The 18,558-nt window shown below is 63.9% G+C and carries 19 protein-coding genes; 6 read left to right on the forward strand and 13 right to left on the reverse strand.

Annotated features, from left to right (window positions below; all coding sequences use genetic code 11):
* Window positions 1-67 precede the first annotated feature (67 nt).
* Entirely contained in the window at window positions 68-451 is a 384-nt protein-coding gene (locus C5N93_RS11580; RefSeq protein ID WP_150721326.1) for a phage holin family protein, read from the forward strand.
* A gap of 13 nt (window positions 452-464) precedes the next feature.
* Window positions 465-995 carry a DUF3318 domain-containing protein gene (locus tag C5N93_RS11585; protein WP_242559370.1) on the forward strand — a complete coding sequence of 177 codons (531 nt, stop codon included), beginning with the start codon at window positions 465-467 and terminating at the stop codon, window positions 993-995.
* A 167-nt stretch (window positions 996-1,162) separates the two neighbouring features.
* On the opposite strand, the gene C5N93_RS11590 is transcribed toward C5N93_RS11585, so the two are convergent.
* From C5N93_RS11590 to C5N93_RS11625, 8 genes are all read right to left on the reverse strand, one after another.
* Window positions 1,163-1,651, reverse strand: a complete 489-nt coding sequence (locus tag C5N93_RS11590) for a GspH/FimT family pseudopilin (protein WP_242559371.1) — start codon at window positions 1,649-1,651, stop codon at window positions 1,163-1,165.
* Window positions 1,652-1,670: 19 nt separating this feature from the next.
* The gene (locus C5N93_RS11595; protein WP_242559372.1) at window positions 1,671-2,312 is read right to left on the reverse strand and encodes a pilus assembly protein; all 642 of its coding nucleotides are present in this window, start codon (window positions 2,310-2,312) and stop codon (window positions 1,671-1,673) included.
* Window positions 2,291-3,259 (reverse strand): PilW family protein, encoded by a 969-nt coding sequence (locus C5N93_RS11600; RefSeq protein WP_242559373.1) that lies wholly within the window; start codon window positions 3,257-3,259, stop codon window positions 2,291-2,293. Before C5N93_RS11600 ends, C5N93_RS11595 begins: the two co-directional genes overlap by 22 nt.
* On the reverse strand, window positions 3,256-3,918 hold the full coding sequence (locus C5N93_RS11605) for a hypothetical protein (RefSeq protein WP_242559374.1): 663 nt from the start codon (window positions 3,916-3,918) through the stop codon (window positions 3,256-3,258). The genes C5N93_RS11600 and C5N93_RS11605 overlap by 4 nt, the downstream gene beginning before the upstream one ends.
* A gap of 283 nt (window positions 3,919-4,201) precedes the next feature.
* Window positions 4,202-4,459, reverse strand: coding sequence for an acyl-CoA-binding protein (locus C5N93_RS11610; RefSeq protein WP_069342659.1), 258 nt, complete (start codon window positions 4,457-4,459; stop codon window positions 4,202-4,204).
* Between the two features lie 420 nt (window positions 4,460-4,879).
* The gene (gene adeC, locus C5N93_RS11615) at window positions 4,880-6,361 is read right to left on the reverse strand and encodes an AdeC/AdeK/OprM family multidrug efflux complex outer membrane factor (RefSeq protein WP_069342658.1); all 1,482 of its coding nucleotides are present in this window, start codon (window positions 6,359-6,361) and stop codon (window positions 4,880-4,882) included.
* A gap of 3 nt (window positions 6,362-6,364) precedes the next feature.
* Window positions 6,365-9,544 (reverse strand): efflux RND transporter permease subunit, encoded by a 3,180-nt coding sequence (locus C5N93_RS11620; protein ID WP_242559375.1) that lies wholly within the window; start codon window positions 9,542-9,544, stop codon window positions 6,365-6,367.
* Window positions 9,545-9,559: 15 nt separating this feature from the next.
* Window positions 9,560-10,792, reverse strand: a complete 1,233-nt coding sequence (locus C5N93_RS11625; RefSeq protein ID WP_242559376.1) for an efflux RND transporter periplasmic adaptor subunit — start codon at window positions 10,790-10,792, stop codon at window positions 9,560-9,562.
* A gap of 491 nt (window positions 10,793-11,283) precedes the next feature.
* Between C5N93_RS11625 and C5N93_RS11630 the strand changes: the two genes are divergently transcribed.
* The 4 genes from C5N93_RS11630 (at window position 11,284) to modC (ending at window position 15,112) form a co-directional block, all read left to right on the forward strand.
* On the forward strand, window positions 11,284-11,952 hold the full coding sequence (locus C5N93_RS11630) for a TetR family transcriptional regulator (protein ID WP_069342655.1): 669 nt from the start codon (window positions 11,284-11,286) through the stop codon (window positions 11,950-11,952).
* A gap of 471 nt (window positions 11,953-12,423) precedes the next feature.
* Complete coding sequence (gene modA, locus C5N93_RS11635; protein ID WP_242559377.1) at window positions 12,424-13,257, forward strand: molybdate ABC transporter substrate-binding protein; 834 nt, start codon at window positions 12,424-12,426, stop codon at window positions 13,255-13,257.
* Between the two features lie 51 nt (window positions 13,258-13,308).
* Window positions 13,309-14,007 (forward strand): molybdate ABC transporter permease subunit, encoded by a 699-nt coding sequence (gene modB / locus C5N93_RS11640; protein ID WP_242559378.1) that lies wholly within the window; start codon window positions 13,309-13,311, stop codon window positions 14,005-14,007.
* Entirely contained in the window at window positions 13,997-15,112 is a 1,116-nt protein-coding gene (gene modC / locus C5N93_RS11645; protein ID WP_242559379.1) for a molybdenum ABC transporter ATP-binding protein, read from the forward strand. Before modB ends, modC begins: the two co-directional genes overlap by 11 nt.
* Before the next feature lie 110 nt (window positions 15,113-15,222).
* Here the strand turns inward: modC and C5N93_RS11650 are convergent, their stop codons facing one another.
* The 5 genes from C5N93_RS11650 to C5N93_RS11670 all read right to left on the reverse strand — a co-directional run bounded on the left by C5N93_RS11650 (window position 15,223) and on the right by C5N93_RS11670 (window position 18,428).
* A complete protein-coding gene (locus tag C5N93_RS11650; protein WP_242559380.1) occupies window positions 15,223-15,507 on the reverse strand; it encodes a pentapeptide MXKDX repeat protein in 285 nt (94 codons plus the stop codon).
* Window positions 15,508-15,616: 109 nt separating this feature from the next.
* Window positions 15,617-16,435: a molybdopterin-dependent oxidoreductase gene (locus tag C5N93_RS11655; protein ID WP_242559381.1), complete on the reverse strand. Its 819-nt coding sequence runs from the start codon at window positions 16,433-16,435 to the stop codon at window positions 15,617-15,619.
* 50 nt (window positions 16,436-16,485) lie between these two features.
* Window positions 16,486-17,121, reverse strand: coding sequence for a cytochrome b/b6 domain-containing protein (locus C5N93_RS11660; RefSeq protein WP_242559382.1), 636 nt, complete (start codon window positions 17,119-17,121; stop codon window positions 16,486-16,488).
* Window positions 17,122-17,275: 154 nt separating this feature from the next.
* Entirely contained in the window at window positions 17,276-17,791 is a 516-nt protein-coding gene (locus C5N93_RS11665) for a winged helix-turn-helix domain-containing protein (protein ID WP_242559383.1), read from the reverse strand.
* A gap of 19 nt (window positions 17,792-17,810) precedes the next feature.
* Window positions 17,811-18,428, reverse strand: a complete 618-nt coding sequence (locus C5N93_RS11670; RefSeq protein ID WP_242559384.1) for a carbon monoxide dehydrogenase subunit G — start codon at window positions 18,426-18,428, stop codon at window positions 17,811-17,813.
* Between the last annotated feature and the right edge of the window lie 130 nt (window positions 18,429-18,558).

Genomic DNA, 18,558 nt, shown 5'->3' on the forward strand with positions numbered 1-18,558 from the left:
CCTACTCTGCCGAGGCGGAGCCTGCCTGACCGGTGCGACGGGTCGGGCGGGCCGCCCAGACCAGCCCATGACCGACAATGATCGCACGACCCCACCGCGGCCTTCGCTGCGGCGCCTCGCCGGTGCGTTGCTCGAGATCGTACAGTCGCGCATCGAACTCATCGGTATCGAACTGACTGAAGAAAAGGAACGCCTGATGGGCGTGGCCTTCCTCGGTCTCGCCGCGATGCTCTTCGGCGTTCTCGCCCTCGTGTCGCTGACCGCGCTGGTGATCGTCATCTTCTGGGACACCTATCGCCTCCAGGCCATGACCGGCATCTTCATCGTGTATCTCCTGCTCGCAGGCTGGTGCGCCGCACGCGCACGCAACATTCTGCGCGATGCCCCGATGCCGTTCGAAGCCACACTGGCCGAATTCGAAAAGGACCGCGACGCCCTGCGTCCCGACTGAAGGAGATCTGCCCGTGCCGTTGGAACATCCACAACGTCCACGCCGCCCGCGACAATCGCGACGCTCGCGTCATGACCTGCTTGCCATTCGCAAGGAGCTCGTGCTCACGCGCATCGCGGTCGAGCGCGCCGAGCTGATACAGGCCTCGCACGTCACGCGCGAACGCCTGCGCAATTTCCGCTGGGTTCGCTATCTGCTGCCCGGCGGCCTCGCGAACTTCTCCGGTCTCGGCGGTCTCGCCAATTCCGGCCTCAAGCTCGGTGGCTTGCTCGAACGCTACCCGCTGGTCAGTTCGGTCGCATCGATTGCATTGACGGGACTGTCGCATACGCCCGTCGGTCGCATTGCCCGACGCGGCCTCAAGTGGGGCACGCTCGGCGTGCTCGCCTGGCAAGGCGTCAAGCTCTGGCATGAATCGACGAAATCGTCCGCGTCGCAAGCCAAGGCACCGGAAGGTGCTGCAACGGCGAGCGACGGTGCAACAACCGCATCGGCTAAGGCCAATGCCAGTGGCAACGATCGCGGTACACCGCCGTTGATGTAAACGTATGACGTCACGCTCGCCGGGCCGTCGTGCCCGTCGAGCGGACATCGATCATGCAAGTCCGGTTAAGCCCGTTTCGACAAAGAAACATCTCGCGTCCCGCTTGAGTCACTCCCCCGTATCGCCGCTCCCCTCTTTCGATTTCCGTCGAGACTGACCTCTACCGACTATGCGTCGCAGCGTTTTGCATAGCGAGCGCGTCCGTACGCGTTGATGGTGATGCAGATGCGTCGGTCGTGCCCACTGATTCGCACCGTGCCCGACAGCCGTTTGCGCATTTCGGTCCCCACGAAGCCACTCTCCGAAAGCGCAAGCCCCTCCGTGTAATACAGCCCCCATCTCACGTCGATCGACACGCCTTGCGGAAGCGGCGCGTAACGACTTAGCAACGGTTCGCCGTCATCGAAGCGATGATTTCGATTCTCGTCGACGAACGTGATCCATCCCCCGCTCAGACTCGCGCCGTCGTGTGGCGCAAAGGCGATCTGGCGATGTCGCGCCATCGCCTCCCCTCGCGCGGTCTGCATCGCTGCCATGAAGGCGCGTGCCGTGATGTCCACGCCGACACGACGCCGCACCGCTTCGATCGAGGGCGCAACCGCCAGTAACGCGACGGCCATGATCGCCATCGCCACGAGACACTCGATCAATGTCACGCCTCGCATCGTTCGTGCGCTAGACATCGCAGTGCTCACGACGGCGCCCCGGCACGGCTTTCACAGCCGAACTGTCGTGCCATGCCGCGACCTCTCGCCAGTTCAGCAACCGCGACGCGTAGGACCCGGCCGCCGCCCTGGCTTCGTCCCGACGCGCCGACTGCGCTTTCACCTCGTAGATCGCTTGCAGAAAGACCCGCGTGCCCGGCAACTTGCCGCACCCCATCGCGCTGATCCGATAACGACGTATCGGCGACTCCCTCGCCACCTTTGCCGACCCTGCATCGGGATACCCGCCGGTAAAGGCGATTCGCTCGATGAAGTAACGCGCATTGTCCATCGGCACGACGTCACGGCCATTCCAGTCGACTTTCCCCCATCCGGCCCCACGGTTCGGCTCACGATAGTCAGTGAGATAACTCGCGGCGATGATGTCGCCCGGCCCGGCATCCCATTCGCTAAGCGCCGCTATCTCGGACGCTTGTGAGCCATGCACCAAACGCTCTCGAGCCACGACTAGCGCGTTGTCCGCCGCAACAAACGCCACCATGCGGTCATTCGTGTACGCGACGAAGCGAGTCGCCATCTCGCGATGCTGCATGCCCGACGCCGCAAGCGCCATGAGTGCCGCCAGCCACATCACCATGAAGACGCCAACCACGCCGCCTCCTCCCCCACGCCACCGTCGTTACGTCGATAGGCCACCGCATTGAAAACATGGAGATGGACATTGCCTGCATTGGAGAGCCACTTGTACTCGCGGCCTCCCGTGTCACCGTCGAAGACTTCGACCGAGCGCCCGACACGTTGCTTGCCGCCCGCGCGTGGCGCACCGCGCAACACCAGCGAAAATGCCACGGCGCTCACGTTCTCCCAGCCACCAGCACCCAAGGGCGGGCTCGGGGGTTTGCGGCGCGCGCTCTTGACCGGTGATATCCAGCGCAGCGGCCCGGTCCCGCCGGTCCGGACACCCAGCCGGAGATACATCGCTTCCACACCGATGACCAACGCCTGCGCATTACGCAGATCCGTAAAGCGCCCCGCGCGCTCGCCGTAGCGACAAAACAGCGAGGGAATCCCATCCTCTCCCTTGTCGACGTAGAAGATGCTGACGTTGCGGTTGTCGCCGTTACTACGCGCCCTGACGTTCAGGCCTGCGCAATTCTGCACCGCGCCGCTGCCATTGCCGCTGTCGTCGCCAAATCCCGCGCCGTGAAATTGCACCTCGAGAATCGAGCTTCCCTGCCAGCCGCGCTTCGGACACGTATCCACCGTGCTCGCGCACTCGGCGCTCGCGCGTAGTGACGTCCAGTCGCGCTTGCCAGCGTCGCCTAGCGGACGGATCTGGCCCTCGGTAGGATCCCAATTTCGATAGCCGGCCATGGCGACCGCACGCGAGAGTTGCGTCAAGGCAAAGCTGGCCCGCTCGTTCACGTCGTATCGTTCGGCCTGCACGCGCCACAGTCGAATACCCGCGAGATAGATCGCGGTGGCCGCTATCACGATCAGTATCCCCAAAGGCATGGCGATCACCCATTCGAGCAGCGTGAAGCCACGAGCATGACGCTTTCGCCCCATCAGCGGAAATCGGCGATGCTGCGTCGTCATGGATGACGTCCGAAGTCAGGCGATCCGTCCGACGCCATCTGCGACACCGCGAAGCGATCCCCGTCCGGCATCGCATCAAACGACACAGGCGACACACCGCCGGCACCCGGTAAGTGTTGGTGCGCAGCGAACGCGCCCTCATCGCCAGCAATCAATGGCTTCGCCATCGTCTCCGGCGTCGGGAAACGCTCGGCAGGCGGCATCGCATCGCCCGCTCGCCAGTACCCGCGACCAACAAATGCGCCACCCTCGACGCCCGAGAGCGGCATCGCCATCGCGACCACCTTGGGCGAGATGACGAGCGCCTGAGGCGACATCCCACCCGCTGTCTGCCAGTGCGCAAACCCCTGCGCGCCAGCCATGAGTGTGGTCAGCGTGAACATCACTTCGAGTAGCGCCGCGCCACGCACAGAACGTCGACGGTGAGTCGGCCGCGCACGATGCACGGCGCGCGTGACGCTTTCGGAAGCCGCCGACGCACGCGATCGTTCGCCTCGCTTCACACGCAATCGTAGCCGCTTGCGTGCCTCGCCCTGCGCAGGCTCTCCCGTTTGGCGCTGCGGTAGCCCACGCACACGCGCTATCCGCCGATCGATTCTCGCGTCGCGCGACGTGTGTTGCCCGGTCATGAGCATCATGTAGTGACGGTCCTGCGGCATGGTGCGACTCCTCATCTCGTTGATCGTTAACGACGCCTCCATCGTCGCGCACCCATGCCACCGAGCCAATCGGACACCACCGCAAAACCCACCCCGTTATGGGCCACCGCATTCTTCAGACACAAAGTGAACGGGGGGTGCCAATGCCGGCGCACGCACCCATAAAAAAACGGCGACCGAAGTCGCCGTTTCTGGCATGTCGCACGAATGCGCTGAACGCGCGACATTGCGGCATACCGCTACGTCACGCTAAGCGCGAAGCACGCCACGTGACGCGTCGCCATCATCCCTTGAGGGATTCGATGAGTTCGACGTAAGCCTGCTGCACTTCGTCTTTCGACTTGCCCTTGAGCATTTCCCAGGCGTCGAACTTGGCGCGTGCAACGAAATCCATCGCACCAGGGCGGGAGCCGGTCACGTCGCCTTCCGTGCCTTGCTTGAACAGCGCATAGATGCGCAGCAGCGTGAGATTGTCGGGGCGTTCGGGCAGCGTCTTGGATTGGGCTACCGCTTCGTCGAAGCGGGCTTGAAGATCGCTCATGGTGTCTCTCCCTGAAAAACAGTCAGCTTATAAGTGTCCCGCGTGACGAACGGCGATGCCCGGCAACGCACATGCGCACAGTCCTCCACGCTCGGGGTGTTGCGAATACAACGCGATCAAGGATAGCGACGATGGCCTACGCAAGGTAGGGGCCAGCGTAGAATCCCGCGTCTAAACCTCTCGGGAACTGAATCGATTTTTCAAGGAATTTCGGCACGTGCGTAGCCTGTGGGTCGTGTGTGCGTAGCGCGATCGTGTGCAGGCCTTCGCCCACACGACGCACCAATGCAAAACGCCCGGCATTGCCGGGCGTTTCGATTCACAAGCTTTCCATCGCAGCGAGACATTCGGTCCTGCCAGACTCATCGAACCCATCAGATGAATCCAAGCGGCCTCACGTCTCGCTGTGTCGCTGTGACGTCACGATGCCGATGGCGCTGATGCAGCACCTGCATTCGCCGGTACACTGCGCTCTTCCCAACCGCCGCCAAGCGCCTTGTACAGCGTGACGAGGTTGGTCCAGCGCGCCAGACGCGTTGCAATCAGCGTCTGTTGCGAGGAGTACAGCGAACGTTGTGCGACCAACGCATTCAGGTAGCTGTCCACGCCGTTGCGATAGCGCAGGTCCGAGAGCTTGTAGCTCTCGTCACTCGCCTTCACGAGCGATTCCTGCGCGGCGATCTGGTCGTCGAGCGTGCCGCGTGCGGCCAGCCCGTCGGACACTTCGCGGAACGCCGTCTGAATCGCCTTCTCGTAGTTGGCGACTTCGATGCGCTTCTGCACCTTGGCCAGATCGAGGTTGGCGATGTTCTGCCCGCCCGCGAAGATCGGCAGCGTGATGGTCGGTGCGAACGACCAGGCACCCTGCCCGCCCTTGAACAGATTGCTCAGCGACGCGCTCGCCGTGCCCGCATTCGCCGTCAGCGAAATCGACGGGAAGAACGCGGCACGCGCAGCGCCGATGTTGGCGTTGGCGCCCTTGAGCGTGTGCTCGGCGGCGGTCACGTCCGGACGACGCAGCAGCAGATCCGACGGCAAGCCGGCCGGCAGATCGGCCAGCAGGCCCTGCCCGTCGAGCGGACGTGCCGGCGGCAGATCGGCCGGCAACGGCTGACCGATGAGCAGCGCCAACGCGTTTTCGTCCTGCGCCACCTGACGCGTGTACTGCGCGAAGTTCGCCCGCGCCGTATCGACCGGCGTTTGCGCCTGACGCAGATCCAGCCCGGAAGCCGTACCCACGTCGAAGCTGCGCTTGGTCAGGTCGTAAGACGATTGCTGACTCTTGAGCGTGTCGGACGTCAGCTTGAGCAGTTCCTGATCGGCCAGCCACGTGAGATACGCCGTCGCCACTTCCGAGACGAGCGTGATGTGCGCTGCCTTGGCCGTGTCCTCGCTCGCCAGATACGTCTCCAACGCCTGATCCTTCAGGCTCTGGATGCGACCGAACAGATCGAGTTCGTACGACGTGAAGCCCACGCCGACCTGATAGCTACGGCTGATACCGGCACGTCCCGACGACGACAGATCCGCCGGCGAGCGCTGAACCGACGCCTGACCTGCCGCCCCCACCGAGGGCAGCAGCGCCGAGCGCTGGATCTGGTACTGCGCACGTGCGGCTTCGACGTTGAGCATCGAGACACGCAGATCGCGGTTGTTCTCCAGCGCGATCTCGATCAGCTTTTGCAGACGCGGATCGGCGAAGAACTCACGCCAGCCCAGCTCGGCGGCCACGACATTGCTGTCGGTGGCGCCGTTCTGGTTCGCCGCTGCGGGCGTCTTGTAAGCCGGGCCCGTGGGGAACGACGTGGCAACCGGTGCCTCGGGCCGCTCATAGTGCGGCGCGAGGGTACAGCCTGCCAGGAACGCTGCCGCCAAGGCAATCGGCAATGCTTTGTGCTTCATAGGTCAGTTTCCTTCCTTGGCGGGGCCGTCGGTTGCGTCCGGTTTTTCATGACGTGCTTCCGGATGCTCCACCGTATCCAGATCCTCATGTGCGAAGCGCTTGCGCACCAGCACGAAGAAGACCGGCACGTAGTAGATCGCGAGGAACGTTGCGGCCAACATACCGCCGATCACGCCCGTACCGATCGCGTGCTGCGAAGCCGAACCGGCGCCGTTCGAGATCGCCAGCGGCAGCACCCCGAGAATGAACGCCATCGACGTCATCAGAATCGGGCGCAGACGCAGTCGCACCGCTTCCATCGTGGCTTCCATCAGTGTGCGGCCCTGCTCTTGCAGATCCTTGGCGAATTCCACGATCAGAATCGCGTTCTTCGCCGACAGACCCACCGTCGTCAACAGACCCACCTGGAAGTACACGTCGTTCGACAACCCGCGCAGCGTCGCGGCCAGCAGTGCACCCAACACACCCAGCGGCACCACCAGAATCACCGAGAACGGGATCGACCAGCTTTCGTACAACGCGGCCAGACACAGGAACACGATCAGGATGGAGATCGCGTACAGCGCCGGCGCCTGCTGACCCGAGATGCGCTCTTCGAACGACAGACCCGTCCACTCCAGACCGATACCCGGCGGGAGTTGCTTGGCGATCTCTTCGACAGCCTTCATCGCGTCGCCCGACGACTTGCCCGGTGCCGGCATACCCTGAATTTCCACGGCAGGCACACCGTTGTAACGCTCCAGACGCGGCGAGCCGTAAGTCCACTTGCCGGTGGCGAAGGCCGAGAACGGCACCATCGTCCCGCTGGCGTTACGCACGTACAGCTTGTTGATGTCCTGCGGCAGCATCCGGTCCTTCGGTTCCGCCATCACGTACACCTTCTTCACACGACCGCGGTCGATGAAGTCGTTCACGTACGACGAACCCCACGAGGCCGACAGCGTCTGGTACACGTCGGAGATCGACAGGCCCAGTGCGGAAGCCTTTTCTTCGTCGACATCGACCTTGTACTGCGGCGTGTCGTCCAGACCGTTCGGACGCATGTTCGCCAGGTTCGGGTTCTTCGCCGCCATGCCAAGCATCTGATTCCGGGCCGCCATGAGCGCGTCGTGGCCGAGGCCTGCGCGATCCTGCAACTCGAAGTCGATACCGCCCGCGTTACCGAGTTCCGGCACCGACGGCGGGTTGATGGCGAAGATCATGGCGTCTTTCACGCTGGCGAAAGCCTGATACGAGCGCGCAATCACGGCCTGTACCTTGAGGTCGGACGCCTGACGGTCTTCCCACGGCTTCATCATCGTGAATGCCAGACCCACGTTCTGACCACGGCCGTTAAAGCCGAAGCCCGTCACCGTGAAGATCGAACGAACCGAATCCTTTTCCTTCTCGAGGTAGTGCTTCTCGACCTGCTTCATGACGTCGAGCGTACGTTCCTGCGTCGCACCCGGCGGCAATTGCACGAGGTTGAAGAAGTAACCCTGGTCTTCGTCCGGCAAGAACGCCGTCGGCATACGCACGAACAGGAAGCCGACCGCCGCCACGATCACGACGTAGACGATCATGAGCGGCGCGGTGCGCTTGAGCAAGCGCTGCACCTGACCCTGATACGCCTTCGAGCCGCTGTCGAACTTGCGGTTGAACCAGCCGAAGAAGCCGCGCTTCTCGTGGATTTCGCCCTTCTTGATCGGCTTGAGGATCGTTGCGCACATGGCCGGCGTGAGCACGATAGCCACCAGCACCGACAACGCCATGGCCGCCACGATCGTCAACGAGAACTGACGATAGATGGCACCCGTCGAGCCGCCGAAGAACGCCATCGGCACGAACACCGCCGAGAGCACCAGCGCCACACCCACCAGCGCGCCGACGATCTGATCCATCGCCTTCTTCGTCGCTTCCTTCGGACTGAGCCCCTCCTCGGCCATCACCCGTTCGACGTTTTCGACCACCACAATGGCATCGTCGACGAGCAGACCGATGGCCAGCACAAGGCCGAACATCGAGAGTGTGTTGATGGAGAAGCCTGCGGCACCCATGATGCCGAACGTGCCGAGCAGCACCACCGGCACGGCAATCGTCGGGATGATCGTCGCCCGCAGGTTTTGCAGGAACAGATACATCACCAGGAACACGAGCACGATACCTTCGATGAGGGTCTTGATCACTTCCTCGATCGAGATCTTCACGAACGGCGTGGTGTCGTACGGATAGTCGACCTTCATGCCCTGCGGGAAGTACGGCTCCAGCTCGGTGACCTGCTGCTTGACGGCAGTCGCCGTTTGCAGCGCGTTAGCCCCCGTGGCCAGCGTAATCGCCAGACCGGCGGCAGGCTTGCCGTTGTAACGGGCCACCACCTGATACGACTCACCGCCCAGCTCGATGCGCGCCACGTCACCCAGACGCACTTGCGAGCCGTCCTTGTTGACCTTGAGCAGAATCTTGCGGAACTGCTCCGGCGTTTGCAGACGACTCTGGGCCGTCACGGTCGCGTTGAGCTGCTGGCCCTTCACCGCAGGCGCGCCACCCAGCTCACCGGCCGAGATCTGCACGTTCTGCGCCTGAATGGCGTTCGAGACGTCGATGACGGTCAGGTTGTAGCCGTTGAGCTTCTGCGGATCGACCCACACGCGCATGGCGTATTGCGAACCGAACAGCTGGACCTGACCCACGCCGTTCACACGGCTGATCGGATCCTGCACGTTGGCGGCAATGTAGTTCGCCAGGTCGATGTCGGTCATGTTGCCGTCATCGGAATACGCGCCGATCACCAGCAGGAAGTTCTTGGTCGCCTTGGCCACCTTGATACCCTGCTGTTGCACCTGCTGCGGGAGCAGCGGCGTGGCGAGTTGCAGCTTGTTCTGCACCTGCACCTGCGCGATGTCCGGGTTAGTGCCTTGCGCGAACGTCAGCGTGATCTGAGCGGTACCCGAGCCGTCGGACGTCGACGACATGTATTCCAGGTGGTCGATACCGTTCATCTGCTGCTCGATCACCTGCGTGACCGTATCCTGCACGGTCTGCGCCGAAGCGCCCGGGTAGGTCGCGGTGATCTGCACCGACGGCGGTGCGATCGGCGGGTACTGCGAGACCGGCAGCTTCAGAATCGAAAGCGCGCCGGCCAGCATGATGACAATGGCGATCACCCAAGCAAAGATCGGGCGATCGATAAAAAACTTTGCCATGAATGAGGCTCCGCGTTATTGGGCTTTGGCGCCAGAGGCGGCGTCGGCCTGCGCTGCGCTCGCGCCGGCCGGTGCGCTCGCACCTGCCGGCGCCTGCGCCTGAGCACCCGGCAACTGCGCCGGCACTGCCTTCGCGGGCGCGCCCGGGCGCACCTTCTGAAGACCGGCCACGATCACCTGATCGCCTGCCGCCAGACCCGAACTCACCAGCCACTTGTCGCCGACCGCGCGGTCGGTCACAAGCTGACGCAGCTCGACCTTGCCTTCCTTGTTCACGACGAGCGCCGTGGGCTGACCCTTCTGGTCACGCGTCACGCCTTGTTGCGGCACCAGCAGACCACCGTCCTTCACACCTTCCTGGAGCTTGGCGTGCACGAACATGCCGGGCAGCAACTCGCGGTTCGGGTTCGGGAAGATGGCGCGCACGGTCACCGAGCCGGTCGTCTGATCGACCGTGATGTCCGAGAACTGGAGCTTGCCTTCGAGCGGGTACGTCGTGCCGTCTTCCAGCGTCAGCTCGACCTTCGCGGCGTTCTTGCCCGCGCTCTGGAGCTTGCCGTCAGCCAGTGCACGACGCAGACGCAGGCCGTCGGCGGCCGATTGCGTCACGTCCACGTACATCGGGTCGATCTGCTGCACGGTCGTCATGAGCGTGGCGGCGCCGGACTGCACGTAAGCGCCTTCGGTCACCTGCGACAGACCGGTGCGGCCCGAGATCGGTGCCGGCACGTCGGTGTAGCCGAGGTTGATCTTCGCCGTATCGACGGCCGCCTTGCCGGCCTGCACATCGGCGTCGGCTTGCAGGGCGGAGGCCACCGCGTTGTCGTAATCCTGCTTCGACACGGCTTCGACGGCGACCAGTTGCTTGTAGCGATCGGCCAGCAGCTTGGTCGATGCCTGATTCGCCACGGCCTTCGCGAGCGTTGCCTTGGCATTCTCGAATGCGGCCTGATACGTTGCCGGATCGATCTTGTACAGACGCTGGCCGGCCTTGACGTCACCGCCTTCGGTGAAATCGCGCTTGAGCACGATACCGTCGACACGCGCACGCACGTCGGCGACGCGGTAGGGCGCGGTGCGGCCAGGCAGGTCGGTCGTCAGCGTGACGCTCTGGGGTTGCAGTGTCACGACGCCGACTTCCGGCACCATGCCCTGCGGCTGCTGCGGCTTCTTGCCGCACGCGGCCAGGGTCAATACCGCGAGTGCGACGGCAGTGACCATCCCCAGTGAACTTCTCTTGACGTGCATATACGCCCCCGATAAATGGAATGCGGTCAAACAAAATGACGAATACGTTGCGACGATTGCGACGGCGAAGGCCGGTCCGCAATCCCGTCGCACAAAGGCGGGCGGCTAATGCCAAAAGGCCCGGGTGAGCGGGCCATCGGAGACAAGCCCGTCAGGCGGGCCAACAAGACGTCCCCGGGCGCGGCGTTCACCGCGCACGCTGGCACTCGTTTGAGATCGTCGAACAGGCTCCGGGACATCAGGCGACCCCGACTGGCGCACCTAACATCGATTCAGGCGGTGCGCCTTGGTCAAATCGCTTGCCCCGGTCAGGGAGTTTTCCCTTAGAGGAGGCAGCTTAAATGGTCCCTGTGCAATAGAGCAAGCGGCTGCTATTATAGATACATTCATGAATGTATGTAAATCACATTGCGTCGCACCATAGTGCGGCGCGGTTTACATGACATTTCACAAATCCCGGCGCCCTCCGGCGCTCGCCCTGTGACACGACGATGGCCCGCAGAACGAAAGAAGAAGCGATCGAGACCCGCAATCTGTTGCTGGATACCGCCGAGACGGTGTTCGCCCAGAAAGGCGTGTCGCGTACGTCGCTCGCCGACATCGCCGAAGCCGCCGGCCTGACCCGCGGCGCCATTTACTGGCACTTCAAGAACAAGATCGATCTCTTCAACGCCATGACGGATCGCATCCGCCTGCCGATGGAACGCATGATCGACGAAGAATGTACCGAGCCGGAGAACGGCGATCCGATGCAGCGCATGCACGAAATCTGCAAGCTCGTGCTCAAGGAAACCGCGCGCAACGAACGCCGCCGCCGTGTGCTCGACATTCTGTTCCACAAATGTGAATACACGAACGAGATGCTCTCGGTGCTGGAGCGTCAGCGCGAAGCCTGTGCCGACGGCAAGCAGCGCATCATGCGTGACATGGAGCGCGCCATCGAGCGAGGCCAGTTGCCCGCAGCCCTCGACACCCGCCGCGCCGCCATCATGCTGCATGCGCTCGTGGTCGGCATGATGTCGGACTGGCTGTTCCTGCCCGACTACGATCTCGGGGTGGAGTGCGACGCCGTGGTCGATGGCTTCTTCGACATGCTGCGCACCAGCCCGGCGATGCTCCGCCCCAGCGGCAAACCCGTACACAGCGCCCTGCCCGCCTGAAATCGCAGGGGCGATCGAAGCGGCACTTACCGCCCCTCGCGATTTACTACATATATTAATTAGCAGGCGCGCCGAATCCGGCCTGCCGGTCTCCGCTCGCACCACCCCGCTTTCCCGCACCTCATCACACCGATATCTGCCGCACGCTCGCGCCGCGATGTCTGGAATACGTGCACACTGTCCCGATTTTTTCGATTCGGTGCGCGGCGTCGCCGCGCCGGACGGCATTCGAGCGCCGTGATACGGCGTATACCTGTACAGCGTGGCAGCGTTATATATAATCCTACACAACGCGTTGCGCACCCCGCGCAACCGACGGTCCGGCCTCGCTGCCCGACCGTATCCATGCGCCGGCTCGCGGCAATTCGAAGGGGATCGAGGGTAATCAAGCGGGAAATCCGCCGCAACGTCACCCTCATTCGCGCCGATCATCGAGCCTGCCTTGCCCACCACACGCTGGAGACCACTTTCGTGAAAGCTGCTGTCGCAACCACCGTCACCGTTAGCCCGAAGTCCCAAGCCACACCGCGCGCCGGCACGATGCTGCGCCGCGTTCTGAGCGTTGCCGCCGTCGGCACGAGCCTGTTGTTTGCCGGCCACGCTGCGGCCCAGCAAGTGTTTGCCGCCGCCAGCATGAAAGACGCCCTCGACGATCTGTCGGCTGCCTACACCAAGGAAACGGGCAAGAAGCCGGTGCTGGTCTACGGCGCCAGCTCGACGCTCGCTCGCCAGATCGAAAAAGGTGCACCGGCCGACGTCTTCATCTCCGCTGACCAGGACTGGATGGATTACGCCCAGAAGCACGACCTGATCGACACCGGCACGCGTCGCAATCTGCTGGGCAACGAACTGGTACTGATCGCGCCGGCCACGACCACGGGCGACGTCGACCTCAAGTCGGGCGCGGACCTCGATGCCAAACTGGCGCAGGTGCCGAACGGCAAGCTCGCCATGGGCGACCCCGCACACGTGCCGGCTGGCCTCTACGGCAAGGCCGCCCTCGAGAAGCTCGGCATCTGGTCGAAGGTGCAGGGCAAGGTCGCCGCCGCCGACAACGTGCGTAACGCGCTGCTGCTCGTCGCGCGTGGCGAAGCCCCGTACGGCATCGTCTACAAGACAGACGCCAACGCCGAAAAACGCGTGCGTATCGCCGGCACCTTCCCGGCCGACAGCCATGCGTCGATCGTCTACCCGGTGGCCGTGACGAAGCAGGCCAACCGTGCCGACGCCGATCCGTTCTACAAATTCCTGCAAACGCCCACGGCGCAGGCAACGTTCCAGCGTTTCGGCTTCAGCCGTCCGTAAGCGCATCGTGCGGACAACGCTGACGCAACAAGCACCACGGAAATCACCGTCATGGGCCTGACCCCGGAAGAATGGGGCATCGTCGAACTCAGCCTGCGCGTAGGTCTGTGGGGCACGCTTTGCAGCCTGCCCTTCGCCTACGCTGCCGCCTGGCTGCTCGCGCGCCGTAGCTTTCCCGGCAAGGCGCTGCTCGATGCCATTCTGCATTTACCGCTCGTGCTGCCACCGGTCGTCGTGGGCTTCGCGCTGCTCGTGCTGTTCGGCGCGCAAGGCACCATCGGCAAATTGCTGCGCGAGTGGTTTCACTTCACGTTCGCCTTTCGCTGGACGGGTGCCGCGCTGGCCGCCGGTGTGATGGGTTTCCCGCTGCTTGTCCGGGCGATCCGGCAGGCGCTGGAAGCGTCCGACGCCAAGCTGGAACAGGCCGCGCAAACGCTCGGCGCCGGCCCCTGGCTCACGTTCCTCACGGTGACGTTGCCGCTCACCGCCACCGGCGTGCTGCACGGCTTCGTACTGGCGTTCGCCCGTGCACTCGGCGAATTCGGTGCGACGATCACGTTCGTCTCGAACATTCCGGGGCAGACGCAAACGCTGCCGCTGGCGATCTACACGGCCACGCAAGTCCCCGATGGCGACGCGATGGTCTGGCGCCTGTGCGCGATTTCGGTCGTGCTCGCGGTCGCCACACTCATCTTCTCCGAAGTCATGATCCGCTTCGGCAATCGCAAGGCGCTCGGTTATGACGGTTGAAGTGCGTCTCAAGCATCGCTTCGGCGACTTCTCGCTCGACGCCGAGTTCGCCGCCGGTATGGGCGTGACGGCGCTGTTCGGGCCGTCCGGCAGCGGCAAGAGCACAGTGGTCAATGCGGTGTCCGGGCTGCTCAGGCCGGATGCCGGGCGCATCGTCGTGGGCGACGACGTGCTCTTCGACAGCGCCGCCGGTGTCGCGCTGCCGACCTGGCGTCGTCGCATCGGCTACGTGTTTCAGGACGCGCGGCTGCTGCCGCATCTGACCGTTCGCCAGAACCTGCTCTTCGGCCGCTGGCTGAGACGGCGCGACGTGGCCGCCGCCGGCAGCGGCGCCATCGCGCTGGAACATGTGGTCGATGTGCTCAACCTCGGGCACCTGCTGAGCCGGCGTCCCGGCGCGCTGTCGGGCGGAGAGAAGCAGCGTGTGGGCATCGGCCGCGCGTTGTTGTCTTGCCCGCGCATGCTGCTCATGGACGAGCCGCTTGCCTCGCTCGATCACGCGCGGCGCATGGAAGTGCTCGACTACCTGAACCGCATTCGTCACGAGTTGAAGTTGCCGGTGCTGTACGTCACGCACTCGCTGGACGAAGTGATGCGACTGGCCGATCAGGTAGTGCTGTTCAAGGAAGGACGTACGATCTCGCAAGGCGCCCCGGCCGACGTGCTCAACGTGCATCGCGACGCGCTCGACGGCACTGCGGAGTCGCCGGGCACGGTGCTGGAGACGCGCATCGTCGCGCATGACGCGCAGTACGGCCTGACGGAACTGGCCGTGAACGGCAACGACGCGATCCGGCTGCGCGTGCCGCGTGCCGGTGGCAAGGCGGGCGACGCGTGTCGCATTCTCGTGCGCGAGCGCGATGTCGCCGTGGCCACGTCGCCCCCGGTCGACACCAGCGTACTCAACGTGTTGCCCGCCACCGTGAGCGCGCTACGCGACCTGGGCGATTCGGTCGAGGTCACGGCAACGCTGACGGGCAGCAATCACCACGACAGCGGTGTCACACTGCGCGCACGCATCACACGCTTCTCCGCAGACCAGTTACGTCTCACACCGGGACGTGACGTGTATCTGCTGATCAAGTCGGTCGCGCTGACTCGCTGAGCGGACTCACACCGCGCGAGCTGTGCGCGCGTGAGAAAAAGTAGAAAAAGCACAAGGCGTCGCAACGGAATCCCGTTGCGACGCCTTGTCGCTGTACCACGACGACGAGCTTACTTGCTCATCGCATCGCCCTTCTTCATGGCGTCGCCTTTGCCCATCGCGTCGCCCTTCTTCATGGCGTCGCCCTTGCTCATCGCGTCGCCCTTCTTCATGGCATCGCCCTTGCCCATCGCGTCGTGCTTGGCCATGGCATCGCCCTTGCCCATCGCATCGTGCTTGGCCATGGCATCGCCCTTCGACATGGCGTCACCCTTGCTCATGGCGTCCTGCGCAAAGGCTGCGCCCGTGCCGAGTGCCAGACCCATTGCCATCACTGCCAGATATCGCGTCTTCATTGCTGTTACTCCTTGAGTGAGAAATTTCCAGTGAGACGTTTCCTGTCCGTCTCCTAAATCGTGCAGTCATGCGCACCGGAGGGTTTCAACGCCGCTCCGGTTTTTCGCATCAACTGCCTCCGAACCAGTTGTAGCCCTGGTCCTCCCAGTACCCACCCGAGTACGTGTTGGTCACGTAGATCGCCTGGATATGTTTGGGATTCTTGTAGCCGAGCTTCGTGGGCATGCGCAGCTTCATGGGGAAGCCGTACTCCCGCGGCAGCGTCTGGCCGTCATACGTGAGCGCGAGCAGCGTCTGCGGATGCAGCGCCGTCGGCATGTCGATGCTCGTGTAGTAGTCGTCCGCACATTTGAAGCCGACGTACTTCGCCGTGGTATCCGCGCCGATGCGGCGCAGGAAGTCGGCGAACGTCACGCCGCCCCAGCGGCCGATGGCGCTCCACCCTTCCACGCAGATGTGCTGCGTGATCTGCTCGGCAGCCCGCACGGACGCAAACTCACGCAGGGCGTCGAGCCGCCACGGCGCCTTGTCCGCGATGAGTCCCGACAACTCCAGCCGGTAATCCGCTTCGTCCACGACCGGCGCTTCGTCGATCGAGTAGAACGCATTGAACGGGAACGGCCGGGTAATGGCGGATGCGGGGAACGTCGGAGCCAACGCGTCCTTGCGGAAGAGCGCGGCCTGCACACGATCGTTCCAGCGCGAGATCTTCGTCAGCGCCGACTCCACGCTCGCGTTGTTGTCGAGCGAACACCCCGTGAGCATTGCCACGCCGCCGAGCGACAGGGTGCGCGTGAGAAAGGCCCGTCGCGAAGGCTCCGTCACCCGGCGCGACACCAGCGCGCGCGCCTCGCGGAGAATCGCGTCGCCGTCCTGGATGACCGGCGCATTGGGCGTCATGATGTAGGGTTTGCGTTCTGAGGTCATGGCAGTGCCGTCCGTCTCTCTAGTCTTTCGCTGTCGGTACGCTGAGGGGCTTAGCGCCCGGTGATCATGGTTCGCAGCGTGCGCGGCACGAGCGCCACCATCGCCACGTGAATCACGATGAAGCCCACCAGTCCGGCCATCGCGAGGAAATGCACCAATCGCGCCCCCTGGAAGCTGCCGAAGAGCACGAGCAGCCAGCCGAGCTGGATCGGCTTCCAGATCGCAAGCCCCGAAGCGACGAGCAGGATGAGATCGAGCACCGCAAACAGATAAGCGGCACGTTGCACCTGGTTGTAGTGACGGGGATCGTCATGCGTCAGACGGCCACGCAGGGCGGCGAACAGATCGCGCACGATGCCCAGCGGCGTGAGCGGGAAAAAGCGCCGGGAGAAGCGACCGCTCGTGAGGTTGCTCAGCAGGTAGATCAGGCCGTTGGCGGCCAGCAGCCACATGGCGGCGAAGTGCCATTGCAACGCACCGCCGAGCCAGCCGCCGAGGGTGATCTCGTTCGGGAAGCGGAACGCAAAGATCGGCGACGCGTTATAGATGCGCCAGCCACTCATGATCATCACGATGACCGCCAGCACGTTGAGCCAGTGCGTGACACGCAACCAGGCGGGCTGGACGGGTGCACTCCGCACGGGAGGCTGTGCCGCAGGCGGCACTGACTTCGTCAAGGTGGACATCGGAATCTCCATCGCAGAGGTGTCTTTCGATGGAGTTAGTGTCGCGTCGCAGCGATGCCAAAGTCCTCACAAAAACTTAACGTTTTCGTGAAAATCGTTGAAATCGCGGAATAACGGATGAAAACCGGTGTTGTTGCGGCGCGGGAGGCGCCCCCTAGGACGCCGGGTCGGGATCGACGCTCCCGCCGCCCTCGCCGCTCTCGCGTTTGAGATAGGCGTCGAAGGTCGGCACGTGGGCGTCGAGCAACGCGCGGATTTCCTTGATGAGCGTGTCGTAATGCGCGACGAGGTTCTGCGCGAAGGGCGTGAGTTGCGCCCCGCCGCCGGACACCCCGCCGATATGCCGTGTGACGAGCGGCTCGCGGAATTCGTGGTTCATCGCCTCGACCAGCAGCCACGCACGGCGGTACGACATGTTCATGCGGCGCGCCGCCGCCGAGATCGAGCCGGTTGCGTCGATGGCCCGCAACAGCGTCACACGCCCCGGTCCGAACACCGGCGTCTCGCCGTCACGAATGCGCACGCGCACGTCATATCCCGCCACGCCTGGAGTCACCGGCTCCTTGCCCGCCGCCTCCAGCGCATCGGCGGTGGCGAGCAGTTCACGGGCCAGCGAGTCGCGTGCCGTGTCGTCGCCCGTGTCCGGACGTCCCGCGTCCGACGTGTCCATCCCCTTCTCCTGACGTCGCTCAGCCGGCATGATTGCCCCACATCACGATGAAGATCAGGATCAGCAGCGCCGCCGCCCACGGCCACCAGCGCGCCATCTTGCCGCGCGTGGACGGCATGTCGCGCATCGCGGCGTCCGTGGCGAGCGCTGCGGCCACTTCGCCATCGGCCGCGACGGGGTCGTTCAGTTTGTGATGCGGCGCAATGGCCGTCGTCAGACGACGGAAGAAGGTGTCGGCAAGCTTGCTGGCGGCGCCATCCACCTGCGGCGTGTCGAGCCCGGCGAACTCGCCGCCGAACTGCGCTTTCAGGTCATACGTGATCAAAGTGTTCATCGGTCCTTGCGGCTGCAACGTGACCACAGCCCGGCCGTGCGTAAGCCCGGCAGACGAGCCCAGTCCGTCGAAATTCAGTGTGTACGAGGTCGGGACGACCACATCGGTGAGCTTGATGCGACCGGTCCAGCGGCCGCCCACCGGGCCAAGCGTCGCAGCCACGACGATGGTCCACGTCGTGTCGTCGATCCGCTCGATGGATTCGCATCCTGGAATGCACCCCTGCAAGACGCCCGGATCGTTGAGCGCAATCCACGCGACGTCTCTGGCGACCGGTAGTTGCCGACTGTTTCGAAGTTCCATTGCCCCTCTCCCTGGTATCCGTTGTGTACGGACGCTCGTTCCGCCTTCAGCGTTGTACGGAGTTGTCGTGGCCTTGTCTCGAACATCGAACTATTGTGACACGAGTTACCGCCCGGCGATTGACACCGCC

This window comes from Pandoraea sp. LA3, assembly GCF_022696215.1.
In the GTDB taxonomy this organism is placed as follows: domain Bacteria; phylum Pseudomonadota; class Gammaproteobacteria; order Burkholderiales; family Burkholderiaceae; genus Pandoraea; species Pandoraea capi.

Coding starts and splice junctions, on each gene's coding strand:
- C5N93_RS11580 (WP_150721326.1), top strand. CDS start 68: ATGACCGACAATGATCGCACGACCCCACCGCGGCCTTCGCTGCGGCGC.
- C5N93_RS11600 (WP_242559373.1), bottom strand. CDS start 3,259: ATGACGACGCAGCATCGCCGATTTCCGCTGATGGGGCGAAAGCGTCAT.
- C5N93_RS11605 (WP_242559374.1), bottom strand. CDS start 3,918: ATGCCGCAGGACCGTCACTACATGATGCTCATGACCGGGCAACACACG.
- C5N93_RS11610 (WP_069342659.1), bottom strand. CDS start 4,459: ATGAGCGATCTTCAAGCCCGCTTCGACGAAGCGGTAGCCCAATCCAAG.
- adeC (WP_069342658.1), bottom strand. CDS start 6,361: ATGAAGCACAAAGCATTGCCGATTGCCTTGGCGGCAGCGTTCCTGGCA.
- C5N93_RS11620 (WP_242559375.1), bottom strand. CDS start 9,544: ATGGCAAAGTTTTTTATCGATCGCCCGATCTTTGCTTGGGTGATCGCC.
- C5N93_RS11625 (WP_242559376.1), bottom strand. CDS start 10,792: ATGCACGTCAAGAGAAGTTCACTGGGGATGGTCACTGCCGTCGCACTC.
- C5N93_RS11630 (WP_069342655.1), top strand. CDS start 11,284: ATGGCCCGCAGAACGAAAGAAGAAGCGATCGAGACCCGCAATCTGTTG.
- modB (WP_242559378.1), top strand. CDS start 13,309: ATGGGCCTGACCCCGGAAGAATGGGGCATCGTCGAACTCAGCCTGCGC.
- modC (WP_242559379.1), top strand. CDS start 13,997: ATGACGGTTGAAGTGCGTCTCAAGCATCGCTTCGGCGACTTCTCGCTC.
- C5N93_RS11650 (WP_242559380.1), bottom strand. CDS start 15,507: ATGAAGACGCGATATCTGGCAGTGATGGCAATGGGTCTGGCACTCGGC.
- C5N93_RS11655 (WP_242559381.1), bottom strand. CDS start 16,435: ATGACCTCAGAACGCAAACCCTACATCATGACGCCCAATGCGCCGGTC.
- C5N93_RS11660 (WP_242559382.1), bottom strand. CDS start 17,121: ATGTCCACCTTGACGAAGTCAGTGCCGCCTGCGGCACAGCCTCCCGTG.
- C5N93_RS11665 (WP_242559383.1), bottom strand. CDS start 17,791: ATGGACACGTCGGACGCGGGACGTCCGGACACGGGCGACGACACGGCA.
- C5N93_RS11670 (WP_242559384.1), bottom strand. CDS start 18,428: ATGGAACTTCGAAACAGTCGGCAACTACCGGTCGCCAGAGACGTCGCG.